16 protein-coding genes are annotated in these 20,132 nt (G+C 54.7%); all 16 read right to left on the reverse strand.

Features of this window, described 5'->3' with window-relative positions:
• Nucleotides 1-428: 428 nt before the first annotated feature.
• The 16 genes from FP815_06525 to FP815_06600 all read right to left on the reverse strand — a co-directional run bounded on the left by FP815_06525 (nucleotide 429) and on the right by FP815_06600 (nucleotide 19,965).
• Nucleotides 429-4,901, reverse strand: coding sequence for a hypothetical protein (locus FP815_06525; GenBank protein ID MBA3014595.1), 4,473 nt, complete (start codon nucleotides 4,899-4,901; stop codon nucleotides 429-431).
• Nucleotides 4,902-5,090: 189 nt separating this feature from the next.
• The gene (locus FP815_06530; GenBank protein ID MBA3014596.1) at nucleotides 5,091-6,581 is read right to left on the reverse strand and encodes a phage tail protein; all 1,491 of its coding nucleotides are present in this window, start codon (nucleotides 6,579-6,581) and stop codon (nucleotides 5,091-5,093) included.
• Nucleotides 6,578-9,307 (reverse strand): hypothetical protein, encoded by a 2,730-nt coding sequence (locus FP815_06535; protein MBA3014597.1) that lies wholly within the window; start codon nucleotides 9,305-9,307, stop codon nucleotides 6,578-6,580. The genes FP815_06530 and FP815_06535 overlap by 4 nt, the downstream gene beginning before the upstream one ends.
• Complete coding sequence (locus tag FP815_06540) at nucleotides 9,304-10,479, reverse strand: hypothetical protein (protein MBA3014598.1); 1,176 nt, start codon at nucleotides 10,477-10,479, stop codon at nucleotides 9,304-9,306. The genes FP815_06535 and FP815_06540 overlap by 4 nt, the downstream gene beginning before the upstream one ends.
• A 6-nt stretch (nucleotides 10,480-10,485) precedes the next feature.
• A complete protein-coding gene (locus FP815_06545) occupies nucleotides 10,486-10,863 on the reverse strand; it encodes a GPW/gp25 family protein (GenBank protein MBA3014599.1) in 378 nt (125 codons plus the stop codon).
• Between the two features lie 12 nt (nucleotides 10,864-10,875).
• Nucleotides 10,876-11,691, reverse strand: coding sequence for a phage tail protein (locus FP815_06550; protein ID MBA3014600.1), 816 nt, complete (start codon nucleotides 11,689-11,691; stop codon nucleotides 10,876-10,878).
• A 36-nt stretch (nucleotides 11,692-11,727) separates the two neighbouring features.
• The gene (locus tag FP815_06555) at nucleotides 11,728-12,858 is read right to left on the reverse strand and encodes a hypothetical protein (GenBank protein MBA3014601.1); all 1,131 of its coding nucleotides are present in this window, start codon (nucleotides 12,856-12,858) and stop codon (nucleotides 11,728-11,730) included.
• A 4-nt stretch (nucleotides 12,859-12,862) separates the two neighbouring features.
• A complete protein-coding gene (locus tag FP815_06560; protein MBA3014602.1) occupies nucleotides 12,863-13,150 on the reverse strand; it encodes a hypothetical protein in 288 nt (95 codons plus the stop codon).
• Nucleotides 13,150-13,797: a hypothetical protein gene (locus FP815_06565; protein MBA3014603.1), complete on the reverse strand. Its 648-nt coding sequence runs from the start codon at nucleotides 13,795-13,797 to the stop codon at nucleotides 13,150-13,152. The genes FP815_06560 and FP815_06565 overlap by 1 nt, the downstream gene beginning before the upstream one ends.
• Before the next feature lie 3 nt (nucleotides 13,798-13,800).
• On the reverse strand, nucleotides 13,801-14,034 hold the full coding sequence (locus FP815_06570; protein MBA3014604.1) for a hypothetical protein: 234 nt from the start codon (nucleotides 14,032-14,034) through the stop codon (nucleotides 13,801-13,803).
• A complete protein-coding gene (locus FP815_06575) occupies nucleotides 14,031-15,380 on the reverse strand; it encodes an ATP-binding protein (protein MBA3014605.1) in 1,350 nt (449 codons plus the stop codon). Before FP815_06575 ends, FP815_06570 begins: the two co-directional genes overlap by 4 nt.
• Nucleotides 15,377-16,411, reverse strand: a complete 1,035-nt coding sequence (locus FP815_06580; GenBank protein ID MBA3014606.1) for a DUF4255 domain-containing protein — start codon at nucleotides 16,409-16,411, stop codon at nucleotides 15,377-15,379. Before FP815_06580 ends, FP815_06575 begins: the two co-directional genes overlap by 4 nt.
• Before the next feature lie 59 nt (nucleotides 16,412-16,470).
• A complete protein-coding gene (locus FP815_06585; GenBank protein ID MBA3014607.1) occupies nucleotides 16,471-17,439 on the reverse strand; it encodes a hypothetical protein in 969 nt (322 codons plus the stop codon).
• 153 nt (nucleotides 17,440-17,592) lie between these two features.
• Nucleotides 17,593-18,087, reverse strand: a complete 495-nt coding sequence (locus tag FP815_06590) for a hypothetical protein (protein MBA3014608.1) — start codon at nucleotides 18,085-18,087, stop codon at nucleotides 17,593-17,595.
• Between the two features lie 123 nt (nucleotides 18,088-18,210).
• Complete coding sequence (locus FP815_06595; protein ID MBA3014609.1) at nucleotides 18,211-19,065, reverse strand: hypothetical protein; 855 nt, start codon at nucleotides 19,063-19,065, stop codon at nucleotides 18,211-18,213.
• Between the two features lie 84 nt (nucleotides 19,066-19,149).
• Complete coding sequence (locus FP815_06600; protein MBA3014610.1) at nucleotides 19,150-19,965, reverse strand: hypothetical protein; 816 nt, start codon at nucleotides 19,963-19,965, stop codon at nucleotides 19,150-19,152.
• Nucleotides 19,966-20,132 lie beyond the last annotated feature (167 nt).

Genomic DNA, 20,132 nt, shown 5'->3' on the forward strand with positions numbered 1-20,132 from the left:
ACAAAACTATAACGTGGAACGGCATGAAGATCAATTATTTCAGTATGTTATATAGATATTTTCGCTGGCCAGTCCATCGGTCATTTTGCAAGAGGCTCAACTGTTTTTCCTTATCTTACGCTTGATGGTCTCGTAAAAAGTCACGGGATGTCTAAGCAAAAGGGCTGATATACAAGGCGCAGGGTGCTTTTGCGAATGAGGCCACACATATGGTGTGCCGAATGAGCAAAAGTGCGCTGCAACGCAGTAGATCGGGCTTTTTTGCGACGCCATCACGCTTAAGCCAACTTATTTTAATTACTCTCTGTTCAGCAGAGAGAGGATTAACACACAACCACGACACAGGAAAAAAGAGCCTGCCACATGAGCGACGGCAAGGACCTCCTGATCGCACACCCACTCATTTGCTTACGAAAAAATCACTCCATTCAACCGCCCAGCAACTTAAGTCGCGACTGGGCCGACTCCACCATGGCCTTGACAACGGCCTCCTCGATTTCCGCCCGTTTCAGATAGTTCACATCGACACGAGCCAAGTCATTAACGGTAAGCACACCCAACTCGTTAAGTCGTTTTTCCATGGCGCTGTCAATCCCGGCAATATCACGCACCGGACGGTTCCGGGCAAGATTGAGACTAATTTCCTTCTGCTGCGCGTGCAGTGCCTCAACATCGCGACCCAGAGTAGAGATGGCGCTGTTTAACTGACCACGCTTGGCATCAAGTTCGGTAAGCGCAGCAAACTCTGCCTCAGAAGCCTTGCGCAGAGCTGCCAACTGAGTTCGCGCCGCGCCGATTTCACTGGTAATCGCGCTCAGGCCAGACAACTCCTCCTTGAGGGTCTTGATCTCGTGCGCAACAAGAATCTTCTGACCCTCCAACTGGTTCAACTCCTCCCGACTCGCCGCCAGATTCATCGCCTCAGCCCGCCGGGCCTCGGCCTTAAGCAGTTCGTCATTGACAGCAGACATATCACCCAAGGCAGACTTGCGCTGCTCCATGTTTTCGATATCAGCCTTCACCTCCGGCGACACAGCCCCAACCACCCCCGGCTCTTTGGCCAGGGTGTAAAACATCACCTTTCCGTTACTTTCGTACAGGGTGACCTTGGCCCCTGACGCCAGAGATACCGGCGCTTGCCGGTAGGCGCTGATCTTGCCGGCATCCTGCATTCGGTCGTACGTCTTTACCGACTCCACCTCCACGCCTTGTTTTTCAAGACGTTGCTGCGCCTCGTCAACAGATACGTCAAGCACTTGATTACGATCAACCCCCGGCTGAACAATCGATACCGCCTCAACACGATTCATAATCGAGTCCCGCGCCATCTGGGGATAGAGATTTAAATTTTTCTTCTCCGCGTTCCACAAATTCTTAAAATTCGCCCCCTGCCACATCTGGACACCCTTACGCAAGTCGGCGCTGGCATAGGTGTTACTCCCAGTCTGCTTTTGGGCATAACTTTCATTACCAACGGCAACCTTGCCGTACCACATATCAAACAGATCCGGGAACACCAGGCAGCATAACTTCTCCACCCCCTTTTTAACAATCGGCATGACCGGCACCAAGGACATCCAGTAACCAATAGTAGGGAAGCTCTTGACGTATTTCCGCTTGGCGAAGTTGCATATTTTGTAAATCTTGCTATCACGGACCTCAACCCCAGCCAGATACAGTTTATCTTCCTCGTTGCATTCTGGACAGCTGACCAGCAGGTGGTGACAGAAACAGTCCTTAAGATACTGTAACAGACCACCGGCCAGTCCCCAGAATGCCCCCAAGGCATCGTCACGATATTCTTTCAAGGAAGAAAGGAATATCTCGCTGGTCTCCAGCTCAGAACCTGGAATGATGCTGATGGTGTTACTGACAAAGTTAAGGACATAGACCCGATCGCTTGGGGTGTCGCTGGCAATAGACATCGGCGAAATCTGTAGCGGGTGACGGAAGCTGGTTGTGACACCGTTATCGAGGTTAAACAACTGCAGCCGGTAACCATCCTCCACAGTCACCATCAGGCGATGTGCCGGTGTATGCCACCCCAGCCGCACGGCGCTGTTTTCCACCAACAGATTATGTTTGAGGATGGTGGAGGTGGCAAAAATATCGCCTTGGTACACCAGGACATGTTTGTTCTGGTCATTGGCGTCAAATTTGCTGGCAACAACGCATAGATAGGGAATCCCCCCCGAGTCCTTGGCCGACACCACCAGCAGATCGTCCCTGCCCGTCATAACTGCGCCGCTTGCAGGGTTGACAAGAGTAATCGTTTTCTGGGGATTTAAGTTACTGCCCACCTGGGACATCACCATCCCGACCACCTGATTGTATACGGAAGTGATCCCCGCACCGGAAAAAGCCGTGGCCCATGCCTGATTGGAGTCCTGATCAAGGCTCAGCTGACCGGTGGCATTGAACTGATACTTGGGATCAGGCCGATTGGTTCCCGTTAACACAGTGCCAGGGTCAAAGGCGAACAGACCAGCACCCTGGCCGATAGCCCACAAAGTCTTGCTGTCATGAGAGATCAGCAGACAGGTAAACTTAATCCCGCAAAAGACCCGTACCGGCCGCCAGGCATACGCACCCTGCCCATCAATATCCGCAATCCCGATCACGGTGTCACCGGTTTTAAGCACGGCAATGGCATAGAGAGCCTTCCCTGAGGGATCAACCGCCACATCCACCACCATCGCTCCCTCACCGGCCGGCATCATGATCTCGGCAATCATCTCCTCCTTTTCGGTGTCAAAGACATGGATGGTGTTATCCGCCGCCCCACAGGTATAGACCTGCTTGCCGTCTGGCGCAAGGCGCAACCTGGTATGCCACCCCTTGCCAAAGATGGTGGATAGGCCCGTATCCTCAAATGGGTATTCTGGAAACTCATCTCCCTCGAACATGGCACAGAACGTCTTGGAACGCAGCAAGTTCTGCAAGCGCTGGTAAAACGCCCTCAAGATTGCGTGCTCCTTCCGGGAGAGGAAGATATACTGGCCGTTATCGTGGTTAAAGATCTGAATAATAAGGTTGAGAAGACTGATCCAACGTCGAAGGGTCGGCCCTACCAGGGCATTTTTTTCTTCGGGATCAGCGGTCAATTCATCCTTGAGTGCGTCCACCAGATCCTTGATACAGTCTTGGTAAAAATCCATCAGCAAGGTGCCGTCCAACATCTTTGCCCAGGTCTCTTGCTTCGGGTCGTACTTCTCGACTTTCAACACAGGGGCGCCATCCTGGCCGCGCTCTATGGTCAGACTGATGGTGCCATTACCATCGGCAAGGAGCGGACTGTCGGGATGAGCCGCGTCATAGGCCTCGACCAAGACCATAATATCCTCGATCCGGGCAGAATCAAACACCACGTCATGGCCTTCACAGTCGATAGCATACCCCTTACGAATCCGCACTTGACGACGCACGGCCTCCTCTTCCTCAAGGCCAAGCTCCGTGTCTGATCCACACTCCACCTGCAACCCGCAGACGATGCCCCAGCCATGCAGGTGTTTGTTGTGAAACCGTAGATCACGCTGTTGACAGAGCCAATCCAGGGCCTGCTGAACATTCTGCGCCGGCGACTCCCCGCACTCTTCCGGATCATAGCCCACATCCTTAGCCCAGAGATCGCTAAGCGGAGGAAACTCCATCCGGCGGCGGTCGGCGTCATCACCGCTTACCTGAACTACTCCGGCCGAATCGAGTTCAGCAAGCACCAGATAGTGATGCTTAACTCCCTGAGGAGGGACGCCATTGAGCAAAGTACTCCCTGGGGCGTGGGTTGCCTCGCGCACCTCGGCCAGCCAATAATCGCCCGCCACGAATTGATGCGTCGAAAGGCCCAGGGAGAAGGCCATGGCCGCGAGGTTCAGCTCCAGATTGGCCCCTACTGCCACATAGCCGTGGGACTCACTGTCCAACCCTGTGGCCAGGAGCACCCCTTTGTCGCTGCCCGAACCAAAAGACCACGCGCCGCCACTGCTGCAGTTCAGCACACAACAGCCGTCCCAGCGCCGCACCCACGGGTTGCCGCTGGGAGCCACGGAAGGAAGGGTGGTCGATAGTTGGCCACGGCTAGGGATGAACCCCTTAGCGAGATGAACGCCAAGGTTCTCCTCACAACTCAAATTAAAAAATTCATAAACCCAGTTGCCTTGCTTGAATCCAGGAGGAAGTTGATCGAAGCGGTGTTGTTCGGCTCCGTTTTCACTCGACCACTTCACGGTCAACTGTAGACTGCCATCAATATTGTGCTGCACCTGATGGACTTCGACCCGAAACAGATAATTACCGACTCGCGCATCAAGATCCACCTCCGCAGCACAAGGGTCGCAGGGATCAACTGCACTGCTCGCTCGCCACAGGGCAAGGGTCAAGGGGGCATTGCCAGAGGTCGGATTAATCGTCACATTGGTCGGATCAATGCCAAGCTCGCACCACTTAACCTGCAACATCGTCCGGGTGCGGGTGCAGGTATCCGCCCCATGCAGGCCTGAATCCAATAAATCCCCATCCTCCAGGGCAATCACCGTCCGTTCCCAGACATCGGCATACAACACGTATCCCGTGGGCGCCCCAACTCCGGTCAAAGGCAAGGTTTGAGCTTGGGAGAAATCCGGCTGGTCCTGATAATTAATGGCCACGGTTCCCGGCAGTTGAGCAGGGACACCATCGACATACACAAAGCCAGGCTGAATCTTGAAATCAGTCAAAACAGCAAGACCTCGATCACGCGGAGCCCCAGTGCCGATGGCATCACGAACCGCCTCATCAAGGCGGCGCTTAACCACCTCCATCAACTCATTCCAGTCTGCATCCGTCAGCATTCGACCCTGCTGCTGGTAGACTCCGGAATAGCGCTTCAGAGAACGGAAACTGTCTCGGGAAATTTGTGTTTTCATTGATTATCCTCTTGTTCGGAAAACAGTGCCCCTAGTGTCAGGAACAGATTGTGCCCGTACGTTACATGATAGAAAATTGCAGAAACAACTATTGTGTCCACTCCCCTCCCGTCAGGAGAGAGGGAGTCTCCAACACGATTTTGACCGAAGAACGAAGATCTACAGCAAACACACTCATAGTATCTTTGTTCATTTGACTATGGGGATTGGACAAAGCAGTCGTTTGTCATACACCAACACCGCCTCCAGCCCGAGCGGCAGATAATCTTTAAGTTTATCGATCACGGCTTCAGCCCGCAGTACATAATGTCGATCGTGATAACACCCCATTTCCCCACCATCTTCCGCCCCATGGCGAATGGCCTGCGAGGATGCCGGATGCAGCGCCGCGCAACCCTGCTTGCCAAAAATCTGGTTGAAAAAAATTGGTTCGTCATCCGAGCATTGATGCACCCGCACCGCCCCCAGAGCCAACCCCGGCAACCGTGAAAACCTTACGCAGCCATCACGTGGCGGGGGTCGTGTGGGGTGATCCTTCTGCACCGTACCGATAAAGATACAATCACTAGCCTCCAGCCACTCGCAAATCGTCTTGCGCAGCACCGTGCAGTACTCCAAGCGCATCAGACCCCTGGCGGTGGTAACATCGCGGAACAAGCAATCACGTGCGGTCAAGGCCGGGATCTCGGCCCCATGACGCTGCGCCATCACCTTTGGTGCTGCGACATCGCGAAGAAAGAGGTTGCCATGTACGCAATTGACCGTGGTCGAGAAGGAAAAACCCTCGATAACATAATCCTTATGTCCGTCCAGCGTGACCGGGCCGGTAAAGCGAATCCTTGTACCACCCAGTTTACGGATCCGGTAGAACGTAGGCGTCTCCTCGATTGCGATGAGGTGTTGATATTGAGGCTTAGCGCGATCACTCCATTTGATGCTTTCCATGTTGATATCAAAAAATCCTGCAGGCGGCGGAGCAAACAAAAGCAGAGTGCGGGGATGGTGATGACCGTGGTCCCAACCAGGGGTTCGCAGGTCTACGGTGCGACGAGTGGCGTCATCAAAGCCCCCGATAACACACGGCACGCCATGAGGGTTTCCCTGTACCCAGTCATGACCGCCAAGACAGGCGACTGGATGGTTGACCGCACGTGAGGCATACCTGAAATCAACAGTCCCAGCAGGCAAGGCCGGATGACGGGCCGCCTCGGAGGAAATGTGCCGATCAGGCTCAGGCGTAACACCGAAATTACCCGCCGGCAGCAAGGGGATGCCGATTCGCGCCATGGTGGCGACTCGTTGCCAGCCCTCGGCAATCTCCACCTCCATATCGCCGACCGCCTCGGCAATCTGCTCCGCCACGGCCAAAGTCCCTTTCGCCTGACGCCAGGCCACCGCCTTGGCAATCTCGGCGCGACGGCCTACTGCCTCAGGCGACACCAGACGCACGTCCAGCAATTTCCCGAAATAGGGCAGCAGCCAGTCCTGACAGGTTAGACCAGCTGGGGGAGTATCTGGAAAATTATCGGCTAGGCGCTGATCAAGGGTCTGCTGAATGGCGTCAAGAAGCGTGCCACAAGCATCCAGATAGGCGGACAGATCACCATTGTCACGTTCACGGTAGACTGCCGGCAGCAACTGATACAGGCGCGCACCGCTTTTGGAATTAGGGCCGCTCATAGCACAAACTCCTTGCTTTGCACGGTGAAAACGGATGTGATGTCATCCAGGACCAACACTTGTCGGGGCGTTGGTTGCACCAACCGCACCACACCGCTGGCAGATGCACGCACCGCAGGCGCCGGGTTGACGGTGGGAAAATCCGAACCGATCAAACAGCTGGAACTGGCCACACCCGTCACTGCTTCAACCACCTGATAAATCTCACTCACATAAAGCGGCTGACCGAGACGGCGCTTCTTCAGCGCAAAAGCCGCAGACACGGCATGAAGGACATCAGCCACCACCTGCTCGGGCACATAGTGCGAACTATCCACCTGCACCGTAATGCTTAAGTCAAAAGGGACCAGCACATGGTTGACCACATCGACACTTACGCCCGGCAGATCATGAGCCTCAAGGTAGTCTCGCAAGCTGCTGGCCAACTCTCCTAAATCCCCGCCGCCGGCAGGCACGACCACCACCTCCACTCGTTCCTGCTGAGCCCCTTGATTGGGCAGACGAAAAGCGCTGGCCTGCCAGACACTGGCGTTACGCTCAGCAAGCCGTGCGTAGTCTGCAAGCGACACCGCCCGCCCCAAGGTAAAGAGCGCTGACGGCGCATTCTCTCTGATTGCTTCGACCGGCTCCCGATCATTGCCGCCGGAGGTGTCCAGGGGTTGACGAATGGTGTCGATCAAAACGTGAGGTTTAACCGGCTTCACCAGACTGGCAGCAGGAACATTGCCAACCAGACCGGCTCCCGCACGGAAGGACACCCTGAGATTGTTGGTTCCGGTCGGCAGACGACGGCCATGCTCGCCATCGCCAAAGGTAAGGCGCAAATAGCCTTCCTCAGTGATATGCACGGTATAGTGGGCATCACTCGGACCCGAATCGTCCAAGGTAGGTTGTTGAGACCAAATCTGACCACCCACGCTCACCTCGATTGCGGCGGCTACTCCGCTCGACTGAGTGGCATCAGCCACAAAACTGACATCTTTCTCCTTGAGCAGAAATGACTGGCACGAACGGGTCGCATCACCACTGCCCAAGACCTTTGCCGGCTTTGCTTCGCCATGCCCGGCCACGACCACGTTGGCGCGGAGCACGGTGGTGCCGACCGTGAAACCGGCACTGGCCGCAGGCATACTGTCCAAGGTGATGACACCGGCTTGATGATTAATGGTCTTGATCCGCGCCCCATGCCCAGCCACAGTGGCGCCGGCATCATCAACCCGTTCCAGCAGCACCCGTTTGCCGACAGCAAGTTGCAGGGACAACCCACCACTTGGTGGAACAAAGGCCAGACTGGAACCCAGAGGGGTAGTATTGATGGCGTATCCAATCGGCCGAAGGCTTTCAGCAAACGGCCCATACAAACGGACAAGTTGCCCGGTCGGATTGGTGACAAAGGTCAGAGAAAAATCACCCTCGCGTTTGCTCACCGTCTTCACCTGCAAGACCTGATAGAGGCTACCGCTCAATTCACCAATCACCAGCCCCCCACTGACAAGCTCCTGCGTGCGACCCGCAAAGACATACTCATCGACTGCCAAAGCGCTTACCACCGTGGTCTGCGCTTCACCGTGCTCCGGCACCAGGTAGATCTCAGCAGGAGGGCTGCTACTGATCTTCTTATAGCTGCTGGTGAAATCCGGACCGCTGCCGGACTCGATAATGACCGTATACCCTGCCAGATTGTTGGCCATACCACTCTTTTGGCTGCTCACTGCTCGACAGGTGCCGGGGAATCGCAAGATTCCCCCTTCGCTGGATATGGTATAAGCGCGATAGAGCTCTTTTCCGGCTGTCGGCAGGTCCCCGACCAACCTGGCCGCCTGAGCGTCCACCACAAGCACACTGTTGTAGCGCCAAACGCCAGACGCCTGCCAGGCCACCACATCGCCCGCCACCAAGCCATGCCCGGCAGGCAACTGCACCACGCCGTTGCCATGCAGTCGTGGGGTCAATATCGCCACCGAACTCAACAAGAGCTTCACTTCACTCCTAAGCCAGGCGCCCCAGCTCTCCCCGCCCTGCGTCGCCGCCAAGGTCAACCGTTTTTCGTTATCCACCTCGCTAATCCGCACCGGGTGCCGCTCCCCATTTCCCTCGTTCAGAAGAATCGCGAGATCGCCAGCGGAGAGCTGCTGTTTCTCAGTCAACTGCCAGACCGCTCCGGTCATGACGGTCTGAGACTTATCCCAATTGTGCAGGCGCATCTCATTACAACTCACATCCACAGAAAGATCTTCCAAGGTCTCGAACAAGATCGCGGGACCATTCTTTGGCGAATACTTGACCTGGAATCCCTTTGCCAGCAGACCCGTCTGGCCCTTCTTGGCCAAGAGCACAAGCGAAGTGGAAGCCGAGGCCGGTGGCGCCGGATGATACCCAATCATCGCGACCAAACGACGCATGTTGTCCCACTGACTGGCTGTACCTAAACTTGCTTCGTTGGCATAGGCGTCCAAGTGCTCCAAGAGGATATGCGAAGCCCGGGCAAAACTGCGCGCAATCTCCCAACCCCATTCTCGGGTTACTTTGACATACTGCTGCTCCAGACGCACGTTTCGTTGGACAATGGTCTCAGAGGACGCAACATCAACCTCCATGTCAAGCCAGGCCGGAAAGCGATCATGCAACTCCTGACGAAGCATCTCCAAACAGGTGGCGGCATTATCGTCCACATACCGGATTTTTTTCAGTCCGGCGCGATTCCAACGGGTCAGATCATATTTCATCCGTGCCGTCCTCCGTGCAGAACTAAGCGATAGTATCCCCGTCCAGGTTGGACGGGATCATTGTCGCAAACAGCCACTTCCAAACCATCCAACTCAATCCATCCGCTCTCGGCCTGGTCAGGATACTGACTGCCAATGCGTTTAAAGCGATTGAGGCAGACATGTGCTACCCCTTCAAGCGCCATCAAGGTCTCGATAATATCCCCGGCATGCAGATCTTCCCCGAATCGTAGCCGCCCGGGCTCAAAAAATCCCCCGGCATCATTGCCCAAAACCTGATTGGCGCTCTGACGAATCTCGGATCGGAAATAGTCTGGATGAACGCGAATGGCGATAGACATGGTAACGCCTACCGGCATCGCGTCCTGAAGAATGGCCTCCTGCCCTGCCATCCGGTAGGCATCAAGATAGGGACGTAAAATCCCCCGAATAGTCGGCCCAGTGCTCCAATCGGGGATGCATAGCCCGCGTTCGGCATGAAATACCTCCACCTCGCGCTGGAGCTTGACCGGATAACTGAGACCCAGGACATCAAGCGGGGCAAGACGCCAATTGATCACCGCCGCCTCAACAGTAAACCATGACCCACTCCACTTCTGGCAACTGGTGGCCCGCAATACCAGCGGGTGTTCTTCCAAGCGACTGGCATAGTCAGACAGGGTGACCATCCGGTGCTGGGTGAAGATCTGACGCGGCCCGTTGCGCCGGGCCTGCTCCATGGTCTGAGGATTAGCCAACCAATGCCGTTCCAGCAGTTGGTGCAGGAGAGCAGGATCGGTTTCTGCGGCATCAATCTCACCATGAGCCTGGGCCAGGCGCACGCTGTCATAGCCGATCATCCCCAGCAGCCGCCGTACCGAATCAGGCTGACGAGCGGTTTCCAGATACGTCTCATGAGAAACACGGTCCAAGGTATCGGAGAGTTGGTCAAGCAGGGCCGCCAACTGCTCGACCAGGACAACCTCCATATCAGCAGGGGTCCAGCGGCTGCGCTCAGGAAAACGTGCCGCCAACTCCTCCAACATGAACAAACGGAAACCATCATAATCACGGGTTTGCCAATCGAAATCGTCGCCAACCGTGGGCAACTTACTTGGCAAATCGACTTCCCGCCGGCCGCAGTCGGGGCAAGTACCTGCGAATGTTAGTTTCGGAATCGGGGTCTCAGCCATATCTCCTCAAACCACAGGAATTTCATATGATTCGTTAAAACCAATCGTCGCCAGGGCATACGAAATCAACACAAACAGCTTCTCCTCCTCGGCGCGGACATCAATCTGCAAGGTCTTGGGATCGACCTCACCCGTAAGCGCCTCCCCCAGAGAATCAGTCAACCTCTTACGGAGAATCTCGGCCAGCACCGAGCCGTTGGGCTCAAAGATCAAGGCCCTCAAGCCAGCTCCAAATTCCGGACGGAACACCCGCTCGCCTGGATCAGTGAACAAAACCTGCTCGATTTGTTCCCGCACATGGACGCGCCGCCCCGAAGTCGCAACGCCGGCAGCAGTCACTCGCAAAGGAAAACTCATATAGGCCGGATCAATCAGTCGTGGCATGGTTGTCTCTTCTCAACTGGTTAACACCTTGGTAGACAAACTGCTCATTTCCCCCTGCGGGATCGGCGGGCCTGACGGTCCGACCGCAGTGGGATGAATATGGGTGGCAAAAAGAGTCAGAAAACTCGGTCCCTTGATAATAGGCTCCCCACCCTGACCTCCGAGCATTACCTGCGCTGCCTCCACCACCACGGTAGCACTAGCCGTAAGCTTAATCCCCGTAACGCCCATCTCGATGGTGTTGCCATTGCTGTCTTCGACCGTAGTGCCGCTCACGCTCATGGTCATGGTATTACCGTTTACGTCTCTGACCTCGATTTGGTTGCCACTGGCATCCATGCCAATGGTGGCTCCATTGGCATCGGTCAACACGATGCTACCTTGAGCATCGATGGTCATTTCGGCCCCAGCCGGATGGTGAAGGCGGTATTGTTCGGCCCCCGCTTCATCATCAAACTGAAGGATATGGCCCGACGGTGTTTTAAAAAGCCGGGTGGTTGGCGGTGACTTAGCAGCCTCGGCAGGGATATCACCATTTTGCTGCCAGAAGGTCCCGGTCCAAATGGGGTGAGACAACTCCCCCTCTTCAAATTCCACCCATACCTGGGCGTCCACCTCAGGAATAGTAAACATCCCCTGATCGGCCTTACCCCCAAAAGGCAGACACGGCAGTGCCCATCCAGTCACCGCGTCACCCAGCACCGATGGCACCCGCAAAGAGACCCGCCCCAGTTGTTCCGGATCGTTATTGTCGACCACAAACCCACGGTACTTGCCGAAATATTTATTTTGAATCTGGCGAACCAGTTGTTGCAGGAGTTCTTCCATCACCATATCCTTTTGATACGCTCGCTGAGGCGGACCTTACAACACTCCAGCCAGCACATTTCCTGCCGAAGACACGTTGTCGCCATAGGCATTGCGAAGCAGGGCAAAACTCTGCTGGTAACCATCAACTGAAAAACGATGCCTAACCCGATCAACGTAATATGTCCCAGCCAGCCAGTCGCCAACCCCATCCACCGCCACCGGCAACCCAACCAGCAGCACATGACCGTAGAGACTGCCGTCCAATTCCCCCTCGGCATGGAGCTTCATAGCGTTTTCATTGGCTTGGCGTTGAGCCCTCGCCTGCATCTCGACCTCATTACGCCCTCCCTGACGACTGAGTCGCCAGGCGAAATCGCGCAGGCCCATGCCGTCGCTGCCGGCGCTCTGGACACCCATCATCTCAAGATCGGGCTCTACCGTCTGCTCCTCGGCTGTCGAGCCCGAAGTGGTCGCGAGTTGCAGAATCACCCGATCAGGACGGTGCCCGTCAGAACGTATCGAAAAGTTGACACAGTTTGTATCTGGTCCGGCATACACCAGTATGGTCGGCTGAGCCGCTGAACCGACCCGCATCGGTCCAAAGTAAATCTCACCTTCACGGAAAATAAGCTCATAGCCATTAGCCTCAGCCCGCTCCCGCAGAAAAGCGATATCGGTTGCGTCCTGGTTCAGCACCAGGCCAGTCTGCCCAGCGCCGGAGTCAGGACTTGGCATCATGCCGTGGTCGCTGGCTATCCCTGCCAGAATCAACTGATCGGCGCTGGGGGCGTCGGCACCCCAGTTGCGTCGACGATGCTCACGGTCTAAGGCCAATGATTCATCCTGACACTCCACCGTCACCGTGGCTTCGGCGGCGTTTTGCGGATACTCCGCCGCCACCTCCCGCACATAGCCACGCAAAATCTCTTGACGTTGACTGCCAAAGACAGCCTCAATGGTGATGGTCGCCCAGGGTAAAAATATTCCGGCATCCTGAACACTCCAGCGGCCATGTTCATCGCGCCGAGATTCAAAACGCATCCTGGCGGTAGCTGCACGGTCTCGTCCACAATCCACCGAGACCTCGGTCAAAAACGGATACAATTCGCTGATCTCCCGCCCGGCGACAGTTATCACACACTCGGCCGGCTCCCGCCGCTTGCCGCTGAGAAGATCAATCAGCATCCCTTTACTCCTTGCTCCGCGGAATAAGAATAATTTGGCCCAAATGCTCCTCGGTCAACATCTGGTCGGCATGAATAAATTCAGGATTGGCATCGGCAATCCGCCACCATAGACGAGGATCGTTGTAATAGTGACGCGCCAAGAGATCAAGCCGGTCACCACTCTTCACCACATGCTCAACCACGCCGGTGACAGAAGATATCGTCCGTGGTCGCAGACCGGGGAATCGGCTACCATCTTCGCTGGGATCAAAACTTTTCGACTGTTCGTAACGAGACCCTTTAAGTAACATCAGATGAGTCCTCCGAGTGCTGCGCCGATGGTTCTTCCACTGTTGATAGCGGCACTGATCGCCTGGCGCATCTTTTCAACTTTGTAGAACGGATTGTTACCCTCGATCACCTGCATACTAAGCTGAACATTGGCGCGATAAGGGACCAGCGACGGAAGATGAGCCGATTCGTCCACTCTGATACTGGTCAGAAACACCGGCAGGATATGACTACCCCAAACGAACAGCTGTACCGAGGCGGACTGATCGCGCTGGAAGGCCCGCCCTGTACCCAATCCAAGGCTAGCAAGAGTTTGCATCCCGCCAGGACCTTGAGATTTTGGTTCCACCATAGTTCGCAGAGTATCAAGCTCGGGCTCAATGCCAAACTGCTCGGCACCCGCTTCGCCTGCCATTAATCGGTCGGTAGCATCGATCAGGATGTCAATAGTTACGCTCTCCGGCAAGACGGTTACACCTTGCGCCACCCGAGGTGTTTCGGTCGGCAACATGAAATCATAGCCACCTCTCGTGCCAGGCGCGCTGCCGGTGCGCAATTGAATAGTGCGAGTCCGTGACAAAGTTTGCGGGTTAAAATCAAATATCAAGGCCAGCGGCGGCAGAGAGAGGCCATATTCCACCAAGGCGCCTTTGGTTACTTTCAGCATCAGCTACCTCTTCTCTCCGGTTGTCTGATGAATCGCCTGGGCAATCTGGGCTGCGATCTCGCGATCAGATTGCTCTGGACGTACTGTTTGCGGCGCCACTTGCAGATGATACAGCGCGTGACTGCCGGACCATGGTTGCAGCAACAGCTCATCCCCCAAGCAGCGAGCAATAGCCTCGGCCCGGTTTTCAAAGCCGGGAGGCAGTTGCAGTTTCAGGCAGTTGATGGTCAGATTCATGAACGGAACCTTTCGACTGCGTCCGGCAGCCATCGAGCAAGGTCCCCCAAATCCAACGGGCTCACCTCCCGACCATCTTTGGCCATTTCACGCCACACGGCTAAAGCCACTTGGGGCAATCCGAGACTCTGACCAGTGCCGGCTGCCAGGTAGGCAGCATGAAGAGCTGAGTTACGGATGGACCCTCCGGTCATATTCACCGCCTTGCCAATAAACACCGGATCAAGATCAGGCGCATTGGGCGCATTAGGCGGCAGCATCCGTGACCACAACAGCGACCGGGCCGCCGCGTCCGGTCTGGGGAAATCGATGACCACCTGAAACCGACGAGCAAAGGCGCTATCAAGCTGCTGCCGCATATTGGTAGTGAGAATCACCGGACCGTGATGGGCCTCGATCCGAGCCAAGAGGTGACTCACTTCCATATTGGCGTAGCGGTCCCGGGCATCCTTAATTTCACCGCGTTGCCCAAACAGACTATCGGCCTCGTCAAACAGCAGGACCAAGGACTGACCGTGTGCCGCATCAAACAAGCGATTGAGATTTTTTTCCGTCTCCCCAATGTATTTACTCACCAGGGCGCCTAAGTCGACACGATACAAGGGCCAACCCAACTCATTGGCCAGCGCTCCAGCGGCAAAAGTCTTACCAGTCCCAGAAGGTCCGGCAAACAAGGCCACCGGACCACCGCAATCCAAGCCGCCCCACTCGCCAACCACCGTGCTCCGTTCCCGAGCCCAATAGAGAAATTCCACCAACTGACTCATGCACTCCTCAGGAAGCACCAAATCCTGCCAGCGTGCCTGCACTCTCACGCGGGTAGCACCTGGAGGAACCACAGTCGTCTGCGGCCAGCCCATCAAGCGGGCCACCACCCCTTGACCGGGAACAATACATTGATGCGGATGTTGCCCCTCCAGACTCAACAAGCGAGCTCGACGCAATGGAGACTCCTCGTCGATCAACCAGTAAAAAGCGCCGGTTTCAATCTCATCCAAAGCCAACAGCTCCCGCAGCAAGGCCACACTTGGGTAAAGAGAAGGCACCCCGGATTGCAACTGCTGATACAACCAACCAATGCGCGGCTCAATTTCCGGCGCCAGTGCCATAGCGAGCAGGTCATAGGCCAGCGGCTGCCAATTAGCACCAAGAAGCACCTGCCATGGACTTTCCGGGGCCTGACGCAACTGCTCCACCTCTGCCAGTAGCTCCTTCAACCGAACTAACCGCTCATCAGACACACACTCACCCACCCGTTCTCGCCCCAAGCAGTCAGCCAAAATCTCAATTCTGGTCCACTCAGGACGAAGACTTGAGATATTCACATTGCCTGCCCCCGCGTTCATGGGCCCACCTGATAAAGGTTAATCAACACCGGATTACTGCGCACTGTAAGGGAAACTCCATCGCTCGGCCGGACATAACTGCGCTCAGCATAGAGCACCGCCTGACCACTGTGATTCTTGAATGGCAATGGAACACTTACGGTAGTAGCACTGGCCGCTTGCTCAGGGTTCAAATCTTCCCCGCTGGCAATAACGTTGACACCGGGCCCCGCACTGCGCCACCCTAAAGCACTGTCCCACACCTCCCAACTCAGGGTCAGATCGCTGCCGCTTGGCCCCGCCACCCAGACCTGAGGCGTGAATGCGGTCAACTCGGCACTGCCGAGTGCAAAAGCAAGTGAGGCCACACAGCGTCCCTGACACACAAGGCAGATAGCCGGAGTCCAATCGACCAACAGACCGGACACCAATTGCCGACGCACCTCCGATTCCCATGTGGCGCCCTCTTCGGTGAATGGTGACTGACGCGCAGCCATGTCCCCATAGACCTGGGCTCCAGTCGTTGCCACCAAAGGACTGCCAGCACTGCGTTGCAGCGGAATTACCGGGACCAATGACACTTCGTAAGCCACCGAGGTACGGTAGGCCACTTCACCCTGAGTCCCCCAGATGTGGTTAATCTCATCCAAAGCCATAGGACGGAACAGAACCTCCAGGCGCACATGCTCGGTGCCGAGAGTCAACTCGTTGAGCAACGGATTTTCGTGAAACAACCGCACCACCTCACCCAGCAATCGCAAGTCGTTTTCGCCTGCACTTATCTGCCCTTCTTTGCGAGCAAACGGGGTGACCAGGCATTGCAGCCGAATTCGCCAAATCTCGTCCGGGGCTACATCGGCAAAGAACCCGGCAGGTTCAATATGATAAAAAAACAGGTTCAGCCGATGGTGATTTCCCGAGGAGCTTGGCACCGCATCCGCAGGTGTCCCAATTAGGACCCGGATGGAGTTGGCGTTGGCCTGTATCCCCTGACTGACAAAATCAGCCACTGACCGGCAGATACGTGACAATGAGGATTGCGGTAATGCCATGATTGATGCTCTCGCAGATAAGCGTTGACTTAAATAAAGTACAATTCAGGCTCGAAAGACTACAACCGCCGTAAATACTGTCGGCTAACCATTCCTCCTGCCGACGATACCGGAAGATTACTCTGTCGAGATGGTTCAGGTGCTAAAATCACGACCTCTATCCTACCGATATGCACGGATGGCTCAACAGCCCTGGTGTGAGTTACCTGAGCGGCAGTTGAATCCTGTGGCCAAATTCTTGCCTCACTCGGCTCCAATTCAATAGGGGATTGCAGTGCCTGCCTGCCACCTGGAGAGCGAAAGGGACTGCTCTCCCGCGCTTCAAGTATCAAAGGTGGCAAATTGGTTGTTGGTGATTTCGCCTTTTGGGTATCTTGGCTATCTAAGGTTGGTGCGTCAGCAGGAAGATTCGCTGGTTTTCTTGCAACAGCGGGAGCCACTGGAGGAGTATCCGGATACTCCCTGGCCTCCACCCTTCCACTGAGTGGAGGCAGAAAATTTCTGTGGACCGGAATCGAATCTCCCGCCGAAACCTGTGGCGGTAGTTGAGGTGACACCCCCGGAGTACTCTCCCTGATTGCATGTGGACGAGAAACAATATTTCTCATTTCGTCGCTCAGTGATAAATCCGTCGATAACGCTGTCATTCTCTGGGAACCTGCCATTGCCTCCCCATGACCATCAACCCCGGTATGCAGAGAACTCTCCTGCGATTGAATTGAAGTCAGGGGATTAATGCCATCTTGAAGTGCCTGTCCCCAAGAAAGTGCGCCAACGGGTTTAGCACCTTGCTTATTGATGTCCCTTCTGACAGAACGGCTAAGATTGTCTGACTCGAGAAGAGTCCGCATAACGTCAACTTGCTGTAAATCAGACGACTGCAGTCTAATCGGTGCAACCACTTCCGCCGCGTCACCATCGGAGAATCCATTCTCGGACCCAACAACTTTACCCTGTGACAGAGAGGTAAATGAACCCACAATGCCATGCCGCCGAGCATCGTGTATAATATTCGCCAGATACCCCATCACACATCCTTATTGTAGTGACCTTGGAAAAGGTCAACCGTCCTCAACTTTCCACTAATAATGAATGGGTTAACTATCTTTGGCCTAAGCTAATACCAACCATCAACCACTGACCAATACGGAAACACTCTACCTTGTGCACCTCATCCTATATTATTCCAATACCTCTATTTTCAGGATATTTGATTGCCACTTTCCTGGCTGCCAACTGATCGTATACACTCCCGGTTGAGTGAATAAATACTCTGAAATATCGAAATTAAAATCAGTTGCCGGACTATCCATAACCCTTCCATCGTACTCTTCCGGCTTAAATGGATCTGACTGACCACCGACTCCTTCCTGCCCTTGAAGCTGACCACTCACGTATTCGCCCATAATAGCTTTCGGCCCCATCAGATACACTTCATATCCAGGAATGACAGCTTCAAGAACATGAATTATCCGCACTCTTTCATTTACCTGATAGCATTGTTTCTTTGCCATAATGGTAATTCTTCGACCATCGACGACTGAACCTTTATCCGACCAGTCGGGATAAGCCCTGACGACAGCGGTATCTTCCGGGTCAACAATTACAATTTGAGTTTCCTTGCGAACAAAAAGACCACTCCCCGAGCTATCATCAGAATTATTATGATCGTGCATGATTTTCCCTTGGGAGCCGTTACGAAAGAACTTGTGCAATACTGATCGTTCCGTCACGGCTCCTTCTGCCGATTAGGCTTTCGACAATGGCTCGGTTATGTATTGCACCAGCCATCCTTCTCCTCACGATCGTAAGGTAACTTTTGCCTCCTTCTTGGCCGTAAGCCCAGCGGTGGTAGTATGACCGTCTATTGCCACATCTTCAGCAGTTTTCGTGACGATGCCGACAACCCTCGTCCCTTCCGCTTTTACTTCTCTCTTGATCCGGTATCCGGAATTAGATATTGGCCATGGCGTAGTAATATTGCAGCTGGGAATCTTGTACAAGTCCATCTGTAAACGAGAATAGCTGCCATCACCCCCATGATTATCAAAATATGAAAGATGATCGCTGATCCCTGACGTGTGCCTGTCGTCAGGAATATTATCAGCAGCCATGAACCCACTGTTATTACTCCTGGCGCTAGGCCTAGAGGTCATTGATCCGGTGTGGTCGATGGAAGCCCCGACTAATTCTGAATCGAGAACATCCCCCAACTCGGTGCCCCGCACTATAATCGGGGTGCGGAGTCCATATAACGTCCCGTCATTGATGGCACCGGATGCACCCAATGAGACTCCGGTTGCGGAAGCTCTGCAAATCATCCGGTGGTCTGGAGGGGCAGTTTCGCCTACCCTTTGATCAAGTTCGTATCCTTCTCCTTCTCCTCTCATATCGCCATCACTTCTCGTCATTGGCGCAGGCATATAATTCAAGGCTCCTGAAAACTGATCACTCATCCAATACGCATCGTGCTTCATGGTTGAATCTCGTTTCCTCTCCCTGGCATTATCGTCAGGCCGCCTGCCAACTGCGCTCGGTCTGGGAAGGCTCGAATTCACCACACGACTTCGCCTCAAGTTGCCTCGACATGACACGGGGAACTTGACAAAGGTGGACATTTGAGCGGCCTTGGTTTTCGGTGCGAAGGTACGCATGACAAACCTCCTTCTCTTCAATGGTTAGGAGCCGTCACGAAAAATAGCTGGTTGTTCCGTTACTGCTCCGTATGCGCTTCTCACTCACTGCGACATGCCTCGGGCACGATCAATCAAAGCCAGATATTTTTTGCGCCGCCATCGAGGCAGGCCCAGGATCTCAGTTTCGCTCCAATGATACTGGGCTGCCAGTTGGTGAATCTCAACAAAAAGATTATCACTGACTTGTCCCAAACAAACATAGGGATCGATGGCCAGCAGATTCACCCCCTCGCACTCCGGACAATTGGCAGAGGCCTGGGTGGCCAACTCCGGGGCCATTGTTTCCAAGGTTTGATCAATTTTTGCGACATCCTGCTCGCTGAGCGTCCACGCTTGCCCCGATTGATGATAAAACTCGAGGCAACGCGACACTAAAGCATGCTGCGCCTCTCGGTCATCGTCATACTCCAACACCGCTCGCTGGTCGGCCCCAGAGGGCACTCTCAGTCGTGTCCTGCCCCCCGAAAGTTCAAGATCAGCGTAAGGATATCCTGCCCCGGCCTGCTTCACAGGAATAGTACAATAATCAACCGGAAAGTCGAAATGGCTCTGACAGTGGCCACACTCGGCGCTGAACCATACCTCGCCACCCCCAAGGTGGCAGGCAAGCCGACTCATCAAAAACTGCCTATCACCTACTGACAGGTCATCGACTTGAGACAAGCTCGGCTTTTTCTCTGCAAGCTGCGAAAGTGCGGTATGCAAAGCGTGACTCACCCGTCCCGGAAGATCATGGCAGACGCCTGACGTCTCAGCCAGGGCCAACTCCAAATGGCCGCTGACCTCGCGAAAAGCGAAGTCCCGATAAAGACGCTCTTCCCGCCACACACCTCCGGGAAGCTGCTTTATTTCGCTCATGACCGACCACCTGACGCAAAAAGAGACTCTAGGAGCCTGTCGGACTTAGACATAAATCTACTGCAAATTCGTGAAACCGGCCCATATCCCCATGAATTTTCGTTAAATAGCCCTGCTATTCGCCTCAAATTCATGAATATCTGGTCACGATTTCACGAATTTTCGCT

The organism is Desulfobulbaceae bacterium, from assembly GCA_013792005.1.
GTDB lineage: Bacteria > Desulfobacterota > Desulfobulbia > Desulfobulbales > VMSU01 > VMSU01.